This is a genomic window from Streptacidiphilus pinicola (genome assembly GCF_003258295.1).
In the GTDB taxonomy this organism is placed as follows: domain Bacteria; phylum Actinomycetota; class Actinomycetes; order Streptomycetales; family Streptomycetaceae; genus Streptacidiphilus; species Streptacidiphilus pinicola.
This window is the reverse complement of sequence record NZ_QKYN01000114.1, coordinates 32,374-45,589: the sequence shown is the minus strand read 5'-3', so window position 1 is coordinate 45,589 and position 13,216 is coordinate 32,374. Positions and strand designations below refer to the sequence as shown.

The window sequence follows — 13,216 nt, the reverse complement described above, 5'->3', positions numbered from 1 at the left end:
CTGACCTGGAGGTCACAGTGACCGTAGGAGACGCACATGGCTGAATCCACAGAAGCCGCTGAGGTTTCCGCCGAGCCGACGACGAGCCCCCGGCGGGGCCCGCTCATCGCCGTCGCGGCCGTGCTGGCCACCGTCACCAACGCAGTCGCCTTCATGCTGCCGCCGCTGCTGCCGCTGATGCAAGCACAGTTCAGACTCGGCGTCTCGGCGTCCACCTGGATCTTCACCGCCCTCACGCTGGGCGGCGGAGCCGGGTTCGTCGTGATCCCGCGGCTCGCCGATGTGCTCAACGACCGCATCACCTGTCTGCTGTCCGGTGGCTGTCTGACGGTCGGGGCGCTCATACCCGCCGTCGGCGACTCCTATCCGACGCTCCTCGTCGGCTCGGTACTCCTCGGCTTCGGCGGTGCGGCACAGTTGCTTCCGCTCGGCTTCCTGCGCAGGCACCTGAGCGGCGGCGCGGTCGCCACGGCGGTCAGCGTGCTCATCATGGCCACCGGCTCCGGGACCGTCCTCGGCATGGTCGGCGGCGGACTGACGGTCAAGACCCTGTCCCTGTCTGCCTTCTTCTACATCCTGGCCGCAGCCTTCGCGGCCACGACGGTGGCGTTGCTCGTCGTCGTCCCCGCGTCCCGGCCAGAGTCGCATGAGCGGATCGGCGTACTCGGCGCCGTGTCGATGATCGGCTGGGTCACCGCGGTGCTGCTCGCCCTCACCCAGGGGCAGATCTGGGGCAACGCGGCGCTCTACCTCCTGGTCGGCGGCGTCGTCGCGGGCGTCGTGTGGGCCGTGGTCCAGCGCCGGGCCAAGCACGCGGTGTTCGACCTGACGGTGTTGAAGGAGCGTTTCGTCACCCCGGCCTGCTTCGCCGCCGGTCTGTTCGGCGCCATCGACGCCGCGTTCCTGGTGTTGGTGAGCTACTACACGCAGACCCCCAAAGCGGCTGGATACGGCCTCGGGGTCGATGCTCTGGGCACTGGCCTGCTGATGCTGCCGTTCGCGCTGATGATGTTCGTCGGCGGCAAGGCCGCCGAGCGGGCCGTTCACAAGGGCCACGCGGCCAGCGTCCTAGTCGTCGGTGCCGGGGTGTCCGTGCTTGGGCTCGGCTGGCTCGCGTTCGCGCACCAGCAGGCGTGGCAGTACCTCGTCGGCGCCGCGCTCGTCGGCGCGGGCAGCCGCGTGGGCTACAGCGGTGCCTTCGCGGTGCCGCAGCTGGTCGTGCCGGAGCACAAGGCCGGCATGGCCGCGGGCATTCCCGGCACGGTCATGGCCATCGGTTTCGCGTTCGGCTCGGCGCTGATCAGCGGGCTGCTCACGGTCGCCACTGTCCCGCAGGTCGGCGTGCCGGAGCCCTACCTCTACACGGACGGCTTCCTGATCACGTGCGGCCTCGCCGTGCTGGTCCTGGTCGTCACCGGCGTCTCCCGGCTGCGCCACCGGGGCGAGCACCTCGTGTTCGCCCAGGAAGCCCAAGAGGCATAGGAATCCGGTCCGGCTCGCCGGACCGGACAACACCGCGCGGACTGCCGCGTGTTCGGAGGATCCGACCCTCACCCGGTCCCGCCGAACACGCGGCAAGCGGCATGTCCGGCCACCAGACCCGCGAGCTCGGCCCCGGCCCGCTGGAGCAACCATTCGCCCTCCTCGGCGTTCGCGCCGGCCGGATCGCCGAGCACGCCGTTGGCCGTGACGCCGAGCAGACCGTGGACCTGGAGCCGCGGGAGAAGGCTCTGGATCGAGTCGGTATTGCCAGCCTCTGCGGCGTCGAGCCGCACGTTGTGAGGCGCGAGGGCGAGCATCACGGAGGTCTCGGTGCGGCCCGCGTGGGCGTCCCCGCCGAAGCGCGGGGCCCACGCCAGGACGCACCGGCCCTCCCGACGCAGACGCCGCACAGCCCGGACGACGGGCTGCGCGTTTCCGCCGTGCGCCGAGACCAAGACCACGTGAGGAAACGTCAGGGCCGCCGACCGGACGAGCTCGACCAGCAGCAGTTCGACAGCGTCCTGCCCAATGGACAGCGTGCCGGGGAATCCCTGGTGCTCCCCACTGGAGCCGAACGCCACGACGGGGGCCACGACGATGCCGGCGACCTGATCGGCCAGGCGCAGAGCCAGGGCGACGGCGATGTCGGTGTCGGTGGACATCGGCAGGTGCAGGCCATGCTGCTCAGTCGCACCGACGGGCACGGCGAGGACGGTGCCTCGCCGTGCCCGGTCGGCGACCTCGGTCCAGGTGAGCGACGCGAGTTCGGTCATCACCGTGTCCCGCTCGGCCCCGGCAGTCCGAGGGGGCGGGTGAAGCCCTGCGGCAGGACGACGTCCTCGGGCGTGAGCTCGTGGATCGAGGAGCGCCCGAGGCCCAGCAAGGCCGAATCGATGCCGCCGCGCAGGATGTCGAGCACGTTCTCCACGCCCGCCTGCCCGCCTGCAGCCAGACCCCACAGGTAGGCGCGTCCGATCAGGACGGCGCGGGCGCCGAGCGCCAGGGCTTTGACGACGTCGCTCCCCCGCCGCACGCCACCGTCGAGGAGCACCTCGATCTGGCCGCCGACGGCCTCGGCGATGGCGGGCAGGACGCGGATGGTCGCCGGCGTGGTGTCGAGGTTGTTGCCGCCGTGGTTCGAGACCGAGAGGGCGTCCACGCCCACGTCCACGGCGCGTTTGGCGTCGTCGACGCGGCAGACGCCCTTGAGCAGGAACCGCCCACCCCACTGCTCGCGCAGCCAGGCGACATCCTCCCAACTGGGCGGCGGCGTCTGCATCCACTGGCCGTACGCGCCGAAGAAGGTCGGACCCTTCTCGCCGACGGGGGTCAGGTTGGGGGCGGTGAGGTTGGGCAGCCGCCGTGACCGGGCGAAGGCGAGGAGCCAGCGCGGGTGCGTGATGCCCTCGGGGGCGAAGCGCGCCATGGCCTTGAGGTCGAGGCGCTCGGGGATGTGCGGGCTGCCCCAGTCGCGGCCGTGCGAGAAGGACCAGTCTAGGGTGACGATCAGACCCTTGGCGCCGGCCGCCCGGGCGCGCGCCATCTGCCCGAGCATCGAGTCCTTGTCGCCCATCCAGTACATCTGGAAGAACGTCTGCGGATTGGCCGCGACGACCTCCTCGATCGGCTTGCTGGCGAAGGAGCTGAGCCCCATCGCCGTGCCCCGTGCCGCCGCGGCGCGGGCGACGGCGACCTCACCGTCGGGGTGTACGGCCTGCACGCCGGTCGGTGAGATGATCACCGGCAGGGAGATCGACTCACCGAGCACGGTCGTGGCCTGGTCACGCTTGGCGGGAAGCCCGGCGACGTGCGGAGCGAATCCGGCCTCCGCGAAGGCGGCCATGTTGTCCTCGTAGGTCGTGCCGCGTTCGGAGCCTGCGAGCAGAGCGGCGTAGACGGACGCCGGGAGGCGGCGCTTCGCCCGTCTCTGCGCTTCGGCGACGGTTTCGAACCATGCGTTGGGCATGAGGCCCCTTTCAGGTCGTGAGTGTCGGGTGAGCTCAGGCCAGCGGGCTCTCGTCGCACATGCGCGCCGGGCGGCTCTCGCGCCGGGCGGGCAAGCCGAGCAGTACCGGCTGCCCGCGTACCGGGCCCCGGTGGGAGTGGTCCTGACTGGGGCGAGGGGCAGACGCGGCACGGTCACCGCCCACCAGCAGTGCCTCGGCGTGGCCTTGGACGCACTCGGGGTCGGGGCCGTCCAGGGGCAGGCCGGTGAAGAACTTGGCGGCCATGCAGCCGCCCCGGCAGGCGTCGAACGCCGAGCACTTCGTGCAGGCGCCGCCCGTCTGCGGTTGCCGCAGCTCCCGGAACAGCTCCGACTCGCGCCAGACCCGGGTGAAGCCACCCACGTCGCGGACGTTGCCGGCCAGGAAGGTGTCGTGGATCGCGAAGGGGCAGGCGTAGACGTCGCCCACCGGGTCGATCAGGCAGACCACGCGCCCGGCGCCACACAGGTTCAGGCCAGGCAGCGCCTCTCCGTAGGCGGAGAGATGGAAGAACGAGTCCCCGGTGAGGACCTGGTCACCGTTCGCCACCAGCCAGTCGTACAGCTGCCGTTGCTGCTCCGCGGTGGGATGGAGCTCGTCCCACACGTCCGCGCCGCGACCGGAGGGCCGCAACCGGGTGAGCCGCAACTGCGCGTCATACCGGTCGGCGAGCGCCTTGAACGCGTCCAGCTGGCCGATGTTGTGACGGGTCGCGACCACCGAGATCTTGAACCCGCGCATGCCCGCCGCCGCAAGGTTCTCCATGGCGCGCAGCACGGTCGCGTAGGAACCGGCGCCGCGCACGGCGTCGTTGACCTCGGCCGTGGCTCCGTCCAACGAGAGCTGCACGTCCACGTAGTCGCTGGCCGCCAGCCGCCGCGCGATCTCCGGGGTGATCCGGACCCCGTTGGTGGAGAACTTCACTCCCACCCGGTGGGCGGTGGCGTAGTCGACCAGCTCCCAGAAGTCCGGGCGGACGGTCGGCTCACCACCGCCGATGTTCACGTAGAAGACCTGCATGCGCTCCAGCTCGTCGATGACGGCCTTGCACTCGTCGGTCGTCAGCTCACGCGGGTTGCGCCGCCCGGAACTCGACAGGCAGTGCACGCACGCCAGGTTGCAGGCGTAGGTCAGCTCCCAGGTCAGACAGATGGGCGCGTCGAGACCGTACTGGAAGTGGTCCACCAGGCGGCCCGCCTGCACGGGCCTCGGGGGTGCCTCGGACGAGAATGCCATGTCGGTCCCTCTCAGGTCCGTTCAGTGATCATGTGCGGGCGATCATGTGAGAGTGCGCCAGCCTGGCCAGCGCGGCGCGGTAGCGCGCCAGGGTGGCGGGCTCGACGCCCGCCACCCGACAGGCCTCCGCGGCGCTCGGGCAGTCGGCCAGCTCCTGCACCACGGCCAGCAGCCGGCGGTCCTTGAGGAAGGACAGCTGCCGGGTGCCGAAGTGGTACAGCAGCGCCCCGAAGGGCTCGGGCCGGACCGCGACCTGGGGATGCAGCCGCCAGGCGGCGTCCAGATCGAAGTCGGCGTCGGCGTGGATCTGCGCGGACATGGCCGGCTGCTCAGTAGACGCCGCACATGCCGTCGATGGAGACCTCCTCGACGAGCAGAGCCTCCTCGATCAGCTCCTCATCCCCGCTCGGGGGGAGGTCCGCGGCGGCGGTCGGCGCGGCGGCCGGGGGCTCGTTGGTCATGGGAGTCCTCCTTGTTGTCCGGTCGGGACGCGACGGTCCGCCGCGTCCACGGAGGCCAGCTAATGACACCGGGTGCCGAAAGCGGTGAGCGCGGCGCACACCCTGCCCACCTGGGGGATCGACGCGGAGGACGCCGCCGGGAACGCTGGTGGGATGATCGACGTCCCGCCGCTCCCCGCCGACTTCCGACTGCACCCGGACCCGAGCCTGGGCATCCGGCAGGACGGGCGGGTCCTTCTCGGCGGCGCCCCCTACCGCCTGATGCGCCTCACGGCCCGCGCCGTCCCGATGATCGGCGCGTGGCTCGACGGCAAGCCCGTCGGGGCAGGGCGATCGGCCGGGCTGCTGGCCCGCCGACTGGTCCAGGCGGGCATGATGCATCCGGTGCCGCCGTCGGACGCGACCCGCCCGTCGGTGACGGTCGTGGTGCCGGTCCGGGACCGGAGCGAGCAGCTCGCGCGCTGCCTGAGCGGCTGTCGAGGCACGGAGGTTATCGTCGTCGACGACGGCTCGGCCGATCCCGCTGCTGTGGCGGAGGTCGCACGCGCGGCCGGCGCCAGGCTGGTGCGCCGTGCCTCCAACGGCGGGCCGGCTGCCGCGCGCAACACGGGACTGGCCTGTGCGACGACCGAGTTGGTCGCCTTCGTGGACTCCGACTGCCTGCCGCGTCCGGGCTGGATCGATGCGCTGCTCCCCCACTTCGCCGACCCCGCCGTGGCCGCCGTCGCACCGCGCATCGTGGCGGACGGGCCGGGGAGCGGGCTGCTCGGTCGCTACGAAGCCGAGCGGTCGGCCCTCGACATGGGTCCTGCGGAGTCGATCGTGCGGCCGGGCGCGGCCGTGCCCTACGTACCGAGCGCGGCGCTGATCGTGCGCCGCTCGGCAGCAGGCACGGGCTTCGACGCGACCCTGCGGGTCGGGGAGGACGTCGATCTGATGTGGCGGCTCGCAGCCGAGGGCCACCACGTCCGTTACGACCCTTCGGTGTCCGTGGCGCACCAGCACCGGACCCGTCCGCGCCAGTGGCTGGCTCAGCGCGTCCAGTACGGCACCTCCGCCGCACCGCTCTCGGTCCGGCACCCGGGGCTGCTGCCGGCTGCCTCGATGGCTGGCTGGAGTGCGGCGGCGTGGGGGCTGGTTCTGGCGCGAAGGCCCGTCGCAGGTGCGCTGCTCGCCGCCGGGACGACCGCGCTTCTGGCCCGCAAACTCTCGATCTGGTGTGACCGACCGTGGACTATGGCGGCCCGGTTGAGCGGCGGCGGCACGCTCCGGGCGGGGGAACAGCTCGGCCGGACGCTGACCCGGACGTGGTGGCCGCTGGTGCTCCCGGTGGCGGCCGCCGTGCCGCGTTCGCGGCTGCCGTTGGCCGCTGCCACCGTGCTGCCCGCGTTGCTGGAGTACCGGCGCTCGCGTCCCGGGACTCCGGTCGTGCCCTGGGCGGCGATCCGCCTCGCCGACGATGTCGCCTACAGCGTCGGTGTCTGGCGCGGCTGTCTCCGGGAGCGCACGACTGCCCCGCTGCTGCCGCGGTTGTGGTGGTCGTCGGCCGACGGCATCACGCCCCCGACCAGCCAGTCGGACTGACGATGGGTCATGTATTCACCAGGCCCTGTACGCCCGACGTCATCGTGGTCGGGGCCGGAGCCGCGGGCGCCGCGCTCGCTGGGCGCCTGAGCGAGGACGCCGGGCGCACGGTACTGCTCCTCGACGCCGGGCTGATTCCCCGTCGTCCTCCATACTTTCCTTTCGACTTGCTCGACGCGCGGCAAGTCCCCGGCGCGCAGCCGGGCCACCCGGCCGTCCAGCGCTATGCCGCGCGTCTGACGCCCGAACGGCCCTGGACGGTGGTGCGGGGCCGGCATCTCGGCGGCTCGACCACCGTAAACGGAGGCTATTTCGTCCGGGCCCGGCGCGAGGACTTCGACCGCTGGTCCGCAGCCGGCAACCCGGCCTGGAGGTACCACCGGGTACTGCCTTTCCTGCGTGCCCTGGAGACGGACCTCGACTACGGCCTGAGCGATCTGCACGGGGGTTCCGGTCCGGTCCGGATACGCCGAGGGTCACTCACCCACCCCGCCGCGCTGGCCTTCCGCGCGGCGGCCGACGAGCTCGGCCATCCCCTGGAACCCAACAAGAACGACCAGGCCGCACCGGGCTTCGGCCCGGTGCCGAGCAACTCCGTCGACGGCCTGCGGCTCAACACCGGTGTCAGTTACCTGCTGCCGGCGCTCGGCCGTCCCAATCTCACCGTCGTGGGCAACTGCGAGGTCCACCGGGTCGTCGTCCGGAACGGACGCGCCACAGGCGTCGTCGCGCGGCAGAACGGGCAGGAGGTGGCCCTGCACGCGGGCGAGGTCGTCCTGTGTGCCGGGGCGTTCGTCTCCCCGCAGCTGCTGCAACTGTCCGGCATCGGGCCTCGGGCCGACCTGGAACGACTCGGGATCCATCTCGTCGTGGACTCCCCTACTGTCGGCCGCCGATTCAGCGACCACCCCCAGGTCGTGCTGGAGTGGGCTCCCAAGCGCGACCTGGGCGCGCCCGCCGACTCATGGCTCGGCGGCTGTCTGCACCTGTCCTCGTCGGACCGGACGCACCCCGGCGACCTGGAGATCCTGCAGTCCCTGGTACCGATGGCAGGCCTCGTCGGCGGCACGGTGACCGTACCCGGCGCTCCGTTGGCCTTCCTCGTCTCCGTCCAGACTCCCCGGCTTGGCGGTCGCCTCTCCCTGCGCTCCGCCGACCCCGCCGCTCCCCCGCGCATCGACTACGGGTACCTCACCGCCCCGCGCGACCGCCGCCTTCTGCGCGAGGCCGTGCGGGCTACCGCGGAGCTGATCGCCACGAGCGCCTTCCAGGATGTCTCCCAGGGGCTGCTGGGGCTAGGCCGTGAGGTGCTCGACAGTGACGACGCGCTCGACGAGTGGGTCCGCCGCAATCTCGGTACCGCCCACCACACCTGCGGGACGGCGCCCATGGGCTCTGATGAGAGGTACGCGGCGGTCGACCAGTACGGCCGGGTCCACGGCGTCTCGGGGCTGCGGGTCGCGGACACCTCCGTCCTGCCCACCGCGCCGCTGCGCGGCCCGGCCGCGACGGCGGTACTTGTCGGGGAGGTCGTCGCCGACGCCATGCGGCGCGGACTCTCCTGACGGCCCGTTCCGGGCCAGGACGCCACGGTCAGGGCGTCGCAGTCAGACCGTCGGCGAGTCGTCGCACAGCCTCGTCCAGCAATGCGGCCAGATCGGCGTCCGCGTCGGCTAGCCAGCACTCGTACGCCGTGAGTGCCGCGCCGAGGGCGGCGTGCCCGACCAGACGTGGCGTCATGTGGGAGGGCGGCAGCCCGGCGCGCGTCGCGACGAACCCGGTGACGATCCGGCGCCACGCCGCGTAGCGCAGCGTGGCGTCCGCCTGCAGGGTCGGGACGGTGAGGATCAGTTTCATACGCTGCCGGTGCCACGGCACTTCGGCGGGGTCGAAGCGGTTGAACTCGATGACGGCCCGGCGCAGCGCGTCCATGGGCGGCAGGGCCGGGTCCGAGACCGCGAGCAGTCGCTCCAGTCTGGCCAGGTGGCCCCCGAAGTCGCCCCACACGAGATCGTTCTTCGAGGCGAAGTAGCGGAAGAAGGTCCGGCGTCCGATGCCCGCCACAGCGGCGATGTCGTCGACCGTCGTGTGGTCGAAGCCCTGCCGGGCGAACATGTCGAACCCCAGCCGCTCCAGTTCGCCGCACGACGTCGCGGGCGGACGCCCACCGTTCATTCGACGGCCTGGCCGTCCTGCTCGCCGATTCGCGCCCACGTGTGCGGGCGTCCGGTTTGCAGCCACGCGGCGTAGAGCATGGCCGCGACGGCGACGGCCACGACGGCGAGGATGCAGCAGGTCGCCACGGCGGAACTGCCACCGATGAGCACGCCGCTGTTGAGCGTCGCCTGGGCCACCACGCAGCCGAAGCCGATGACCGCGAGCGAGGGTGCGGTCCAGGTCTTCCACGTTGAGCTTTCCAAACCGGGGCGATTACGGAAGAACAGGACGACTGCGAACGATGTGACGAACATCAGCAGGATGGCCGTCCAGATGCCGAGTCCGGCCATCGCCACATAGGCGGTGACAGGGTTGACGTGCAGAACCGCGACCAAAGCGAGCGGAACGAAGATGGCGAGGGCGACAGCGGCCGCAGCCTGAGTCGGCGAGTGGTGGCGGCTGTTGACGCGCCCGAGCCAGGTGGGCAGCACGCCGTCGCGTCCGAGCGTGAAGCAGTAACGAGCGGTGATGTTGTGGATGGCCAGCAGAGCCGCGAAAGCGCTGGTGAGAAGCATGACGTTGGCGAGGTCTCGGACCACGGCCCCGGCGTACTGCCCGAGGCTGCCGAGGAAGCTGGCCGCCGGCGAAGCCGCGCTGGCGAGCGCCGGACCGGTGCCGAAGGCCACGAGGTAGGAGTACGAGCCGAGCGCGTAGAAGCCGGCCAGGCAGACGACGGTGAGGTAGCTCGCCCGGGGGATGGTGCGGAACGGGTTGTGGGTCTCCGCGCGGAACACCTGGAGCGACTCGAAGCCGATGAGGCTGGCCACGCCGAAAAGCAGGGCTACCCCTGGCGACCCGGTGCCCAACTGGGCGGTGACGTCCAACCCGAGCCCCTGCGGACCGCCGTTGGCCAGCACTCGCGCGTCCCAGATCAGGACGATGGCCACCTCGATACACAAGAAGACGCCGAGCACCTTGGTAGAGACGTCGATGTTGAACAGCGACAGGACGGTGACCAGTCCCCACACCACGACCGCCCAGAGCCACCAGGGCAGCGACGGCCCGTGCAGGAAGCCATGGAACAGGTTGTCCGCAAGGATCGCGGAGAGTACGTACGAGCCGCAACCGAGCAGGAGATAGCCGGTGAGGGCGAGAAATCCAGCCCCCAGGCCAGGGATCCGTCCGAGGCCAGCCGTGATGTATGTGTAGTACGCGCCGGGCTGCCGCATGTGACGCGCCATCGTCACCAGTCCCACGGCGAAGACCAGCACCAGCACCATGACCACGAGGAACACGAGCGGCGTGGCGGAGCCGAGCCCCAATCCGATCTGGACCGGCATGAAGCCGGCCATCATGGCCAGCGGTGCGTTCAGTGCCAGCGCGGTGAGGAGCAGACCACCGGTGCCGAGATTGCCCTTGAGGCGCGGGGAAGGTTCCGCAGGCGGTCTCGCCCGGTCGAACGCAGAGGGGCTGTGCACGATATTGGGTCTCCGATCTCGGAAGGCCTGTGTCAGCCGGGAAGCGGCCGAGGATCGCGACACCGTAGGGCGGCGCCTCGTGGCCCGGGCACCGCTTGTCGGGTCGACACCCGACTGGGGGATGTGCGCCCGCCCTGAGCGCCCGCCACGGCGCCGGGACCTCCCCCGGAATCCCCCATCCGGGTACCGAAACGGTCCCCGTCGCGTGGATCTCGGGGGCGAGCCGTAGCTTCGGACCGCGGAGCGCGAGTCGGGTGGTCGGCGCGGCGGGGATCGACCAACCGAGGCGGACCACCGAATCACCGAGGACGACGGCCCAGGGATCCTCCCTCGCCCCTGGCCACGGACGCTCGGTGCGGGGCTGGACCGCGGGGCCCTGCAGGTTTTAGGCAGGCCCGCGGCCGGCACCCGTTTCGACTCTTGGTAGGCTCCCGCTCACCCCCGGTGACCGGAACAGGTCATTCCGGGCCGAGGCTGCGCCATCTCTCGCCCCAATAGGGCTTCCTCCTGCCTGAGTTGCGCGTCAGCTGCCCTCACACCAGGGCTCATTCCGGACTCCAGCCACCCACCCCCACGCGACGGACGAGCTCACTGACGCATGATCAGGAGTGGCGACAATGGCCTTGTTCGGGAAGAGCACCCCGCGTCTGCAACCGGAGCTGAACGACGCGGGGCTGGGTCGGATCTGCAAGAAGATCCAGCGGCCGCCGGCGATGCCGGACGCGCGGGACTTCCTCGTCGAGTTCGCCGAGCAATTCATCGAGGAGGCCGGTATCGACTGGGACCGGCGATGGCACCGGGTCTCCGTCATGGCCGAGACCTCGATGGAGTCTGGGTTCGACCGGTCCTGGCTGTCACGCCGGCCGAACAGCGCGAACGCGCTGGTTCTCAACGCCTGGACCGAGGGCCTGCGCGTCCGTCACGGCGAGTCGGCCGGTGAGCTGCCGTCGGCGGTTCAGCGATGCCATCAAGCCGGCGCTGCACGACCCCACGATCCGCTGCCGCTGGTCGCGCTGATCGGACTGCTCCGATTGCTGCGCAGCCCTCAGCGGCAGGTCGAGCTGGTCTGGCGTGAGACAGTGCGGCGAGACCCGTGGAACCGTGAGGCGCACCTGCAGATGCTCGGATACTTCTCGGAAGCGGAGTTCGGCGGCCCCGGGCTCGCGCGGGAGTTCGTGGAGGTGCAGCGTGCCCGGATGCCGGCCGACGCGCCGGCGGCGGCCCTGGAGCTGACGGCTGCCGTCGAGGCCTTCCACCGCGCGACCTCCAAGGACCAGCTCAATGCGATCCTGGGCGACCTGTGGTGGCGCCGCCCGAACGCCCAAGGGGTGCTGGACCGAGGGGTCGAGCTCGCGGCCAGGCCGGACTTCCTCCAGCACGCCGCCGCGGCGGCCGATCTGAACGTCCTCGCCTACGCGCTGGTCCAGGCCGGGCGTGTGCCGGACGCTTCGCCGGTGTTCCGCCTGCTCGGTTCGACCGTGGTGCCGTGGCCCTGGAACTGGCAGGGGGACTCGGTCGAGGAGTTCACCCGCTGGCGCGCCCGCGCCCGCCGCTCGGCGGCACTTCGGTAAAGCGGACGCTTTGGCCAGACCGGGCGACACGTAGCGGAACAGGTAGTTCCACGCTCACCCGAACGCTGCGGGACCGGCAGATTGGACGCAGTTCCATCCCCAGCACTGCCGGAGGCGGTCGCCATGTACGCCACGATCGATTCCCGTGTGAGTGGTTCTCACACCTGTACCGTCCTGCCGGCTTCCGCGACGGCGGGCGACCGCCCCTCCGCCTCGACCGCAGCACATGAGTGGACCCTGCCGCACCACCCCGAGGCCGCGGGCATCGCCCGCCGCCTGACCCTCGCCGCGCTGCGGGCCTGGAACGTCGGGGAGGAGGCCGCCAACCAGGTCGTCCTGGCGGTCTCCGAGCTGGTCACCAACGCCGTCGAGCACGCCCTGCCCCCGGTCGCCCTGCACCTGGCGCAGCCGTGCGGGCACCGGCTGCTGCGCATCGAGGTCACCGACGGCGGCCCGGCTCGCCAACCCGGCGCATGGACCTCGAGCTGCGAACCCGACGAGCACGGACGGGGCAGCATGATCGTCGACTTTATGGCGGCCGCCCACGGCACCCGCCTCACGGGCAGCCGCACGACCCACTGGGCGGACCTGCCGGTCGCGGCATAGCCCCTCCCACCAGCCATGACGTACCTCACTCCCGGGCCGGAGGCACGTCACCCCCACGCAACATCGACGGGCCGGGGACGCAACATCGGCTTGGCAGGCTTACGGCAGCACCCGCAACCGATGGAGATCCCGTGGCTCGCCGCACCTACACCTGCCCCCTGCGCTGGTCCGACATGGACGCGTTCGGACACGTCAACAACGTGAACTTCCTGCGCTACCTCGAACAGGCCCGCATCGACTTCACCCTCTCTGGAGCGGGGAAAACCACGCAAAGAACCTTCCCCGAGGTCTCGGTCGTGGCGCGTCACGAAGTCGACTACCTGCGACCGCTGGTCTACCGGGCGGAGCCGGTCACGGTCGAGACCTGGCTGACCGACCTGGGCGAGAAGTCGTTCACGGTGGCCTACGAGATCAAGGACACCCCGGGCGTCGCGGGGGCCGGGAACACCGTGTACGCAAGGGCGGCGACCGTCATGGTCCCTTACGACCTCTCCGAGGCCCGGCCGCGACGGCTGACCGCTGAGGAGCGGGCCGTCCTGACCGACTATCTGGAGGACCAGCCCGTCGCGGTCTGAACGCCGACTGCCCCTCGGCCGGAGGCCGAGGGGCAGTGCCCGGGCAGGGTGGTTACGCGGCGCGGGGGCCGAGGCGGACCG

13 protein-coding genes are annotated in these 13,216 nt (G+C 71.3%); 6 read left to right on the top strand and 7 right to left on the bottom strand.

Annotated elements, in window-relative coordinates; translation table 11 throughout:
- Window positions 1-36: 36 nt before the first annotated feature.
- Entirely contained in the window at window positions 37-1,482 is a 1,446-nt protein-coding gene (locus DN069_RS27565) for an MFS transporter (protein WP_111505418.1), read from the top strand.
- Between the two features lie 68 nt (window positions 1,483-1,550).
- On the opposite strand, the gene mftE is transcribed toward DN069_RS27565, so the two are convergent.
- From mftE to mftA, 5 genes are read right to left on the bottom strand one after another with little or no spacing between them, the layout of a single operon-like run.
- Window positions 1,551-2,255, bottom strand: a complete 705-nt coding sequence (gene mftE, locus DN069_RS27560) for a mycofactocin biosynthesis peptidyl-dipeptidase MftE (protein WP_111505416.1) — start codon at window positions 2,253-2,255, stop codon at window positions 1,551-1,553.
- Window positions 2,255-3,448, bottom strand: coding sequence for a pre-mycofactocin synthase MftD (gene mftD, locus DN069_RS27555; protein WP_111505414.1), 1,194 nt, complete (start codon window positions 3,446-3,448; stop codon window positions 2,255-2,257). Before mftD ends, mftE begins: the two co-directional genes overlap by 1 nt.
- A gap of 34 nt (window positions 3,449-3,482) precedes the next feature.
- Complete coding sequence (mftC, locus tag DN069_RS27550) at window positions 3,483-4,703, bottom strand: mycofactocin radical SAM maturase (protein WP_111505412.1); 1,221 nt, start codon at window positions 4,701-4,703, stop codon at window positions 3,483-3,485.
- A 28-nt stretch (window positions 4,704-4,731) separates the two neighbouring features.
- Entirely contained in the window at window positions 4,732-5,022 is a 291-nt protein-coding gene (gene mftB, locus DN069_RS27545; protein ID WP_111505410.1) for a mycofactocin biosynthesis chaperone MftB, read from the bottom strand.
- 10 nt (window positions 5,023-5,032) lie between these two features.
- On the bottom strand, window positions 5,033-5,164 hold the full coding sequence (mftA, locus tag DN069_RS27540) for a mycofactocin precursor MftA (RefSeq protein WP_111505408.1): 132 nt from the start codon (window positions 5,162-5,164) through the stop codon (window positions 5,033-5,035).
- Between the two features lie 72 nt (window positions 5,165-5,236).
- On the opposite strand from mftA, the gene mftF reads away from it, so the two are divergent.
- A complete protein-coding gene (mftF, locus tag DN069_RS27535; protein WP_207892280.1) occupies window positions 5,237-6,748 on the top strand; it encodes a mycofactocin biosynthesis glycosyltransferase MftF in 1,512 nt (503 codons plus the stop codon).
- A gap of 2 nt (window positions 6,749-6,750) precedes the next feature.
- Entirely contained in the window at window positions 6,751-8,313 is a 1,563-nt protein-coding gene (gene mftG / locus DN069_RS27530) for a mycofactocin dehydrogenase MftG (protein WP_111505502.1), read from the top strand.
- Between the two features lie 28 nt (window positions 8,314-8,341).
- On the opposite strand, the gene mftR is transcribed toward mftG, so the two are convergent.
- Window positions 8,342-8,923 carry a mycofactocin system transcriptional regulator gene (gene mftR / locus DN069_RS27525; RefSeq protein ID WP_111505406.1) on the bottom strand — a complete coding sequence of 194 codons (582 nt, stop codon included), beginning with the start codon at window positions 8,921-8,923 and terminating at the stop codon, window positions 8,342-8,344.
- The gene (locus DN069_RS27520) at window positions 8,920-10,446 is read right to left on the bottom strand and encodes an APC family permease (protein WP_133260052.1); all 1,527 of its coding nucleotides are present in this window, start codon (window positions 10,444-10,446) and stop codon (window positions 8,920-8,922) included. The genes mftR and DN069_RS27520 overlap by 4 nt, the downstream gene beginning before the upstream one ends.
- Window positions 10,447-11,000: 554 nt before the next feature.
- Here DN069_RS27520 and DN069_RS27515 point away from each other — a divergent pair.
- The 3 genes from DN069_RS27515 (at window position 11,001) to DN069_RS27505 (ending at window position 13,135) form a co-directional block, all read left to right on the top strand.
- The gene (locus DN069_RS27515) at window positions 11,001-11,954 is read left to right on the top strand and encodes a hypothetical protein (protein ID WP_111505402.1); all 954 of its coding nucleotides are present in this window, start codon (window positions 11,001-11,003) and stop codon (window positions 11,952-11,954) included.
- Window positions 11,955-12,101: 147 nt separating this feature from the next.
- A complete protein-coding gene (locus DN069_RS27510; protein WP_243639799.1) occupies window positions 12,102-12,560 on the top strand; it encodes an ATP-binding protein in 459 nt (152 codons plus the stop codon).
- A gap of 131 nt (window positions 12,561-12,691) precedes the next feature.
- Window positions 12,692-13,135, top strand: coding sequence for an acyl-CoA thioesterase (locus DN069_RS27505; protein WP_111505398.1), 444 nt, complete (start codon window positions 12,692-12,694; stop codon window positions 13,133-13,135).
- Window positions 13,136-13,216: the final 81 nt, after the last annotated feature.

Coding starts and splice junctions, on each gene's coding strand:
- DN069_RS27565 (WP_111505418.1), top strand. CDS start 37: ATGGCTGAATCCACAGAAGCCGCTGAGGTTTCCGCCGAGCCGACGACG.
- mftE (WP_111505416.1), bottom strand. CDS start 2,255: ATGACCGAACTCGCGTCGCTCACCTGGACCGAGGTCGCCGACCGGGCA.
- mftD (WP_111505414.1), bottom strand. CDS start 3,448: ATGCCCAACGCATGGTTCGAAACCGTCGCCGAAGCGCAGAGACGGGCG.
- mftC (WP_111505412.1), bottom strand. CDS start 4,703: ATGGCATTCTCGTCCGAGGCACCCCCGAGGCCCGTGCAGGCGGGCCGC.
- mftB (WP_111505410.1), bottom strand. CDS start 5,022: ATGTCCGCGCAGATCCACGCCGACGCCGACTTCGATCTGGACGCCGCC.
- mftA (WP_111505408.1), bottom strand. CDS start 5,164: ATGACCAACGAGCCCCCGGCCGCCGCGCCGACCGCCGCCGCGGACCTC.
- mftG (WP_111505502.1), top strand. CDS start 6,751: ATGGGTCATGTATTCACCAGGCCCTGTACGCCCGACGTCATCGTGGTC.
- mftR (WP_111505406.1), bottom strand. CDS start 8,923: ATGAACGGTGGGCGTCCGCCCGCGACGTCGTGCGGCGAACTGGAGCGG.
- DN069_RS27515 (WP_111505402.1), top strand. CDS start 11,001: ATGGCCTTGTTCGGGAAGAGCACCCCGCGTCTGCAACCGGAGCTGAAC.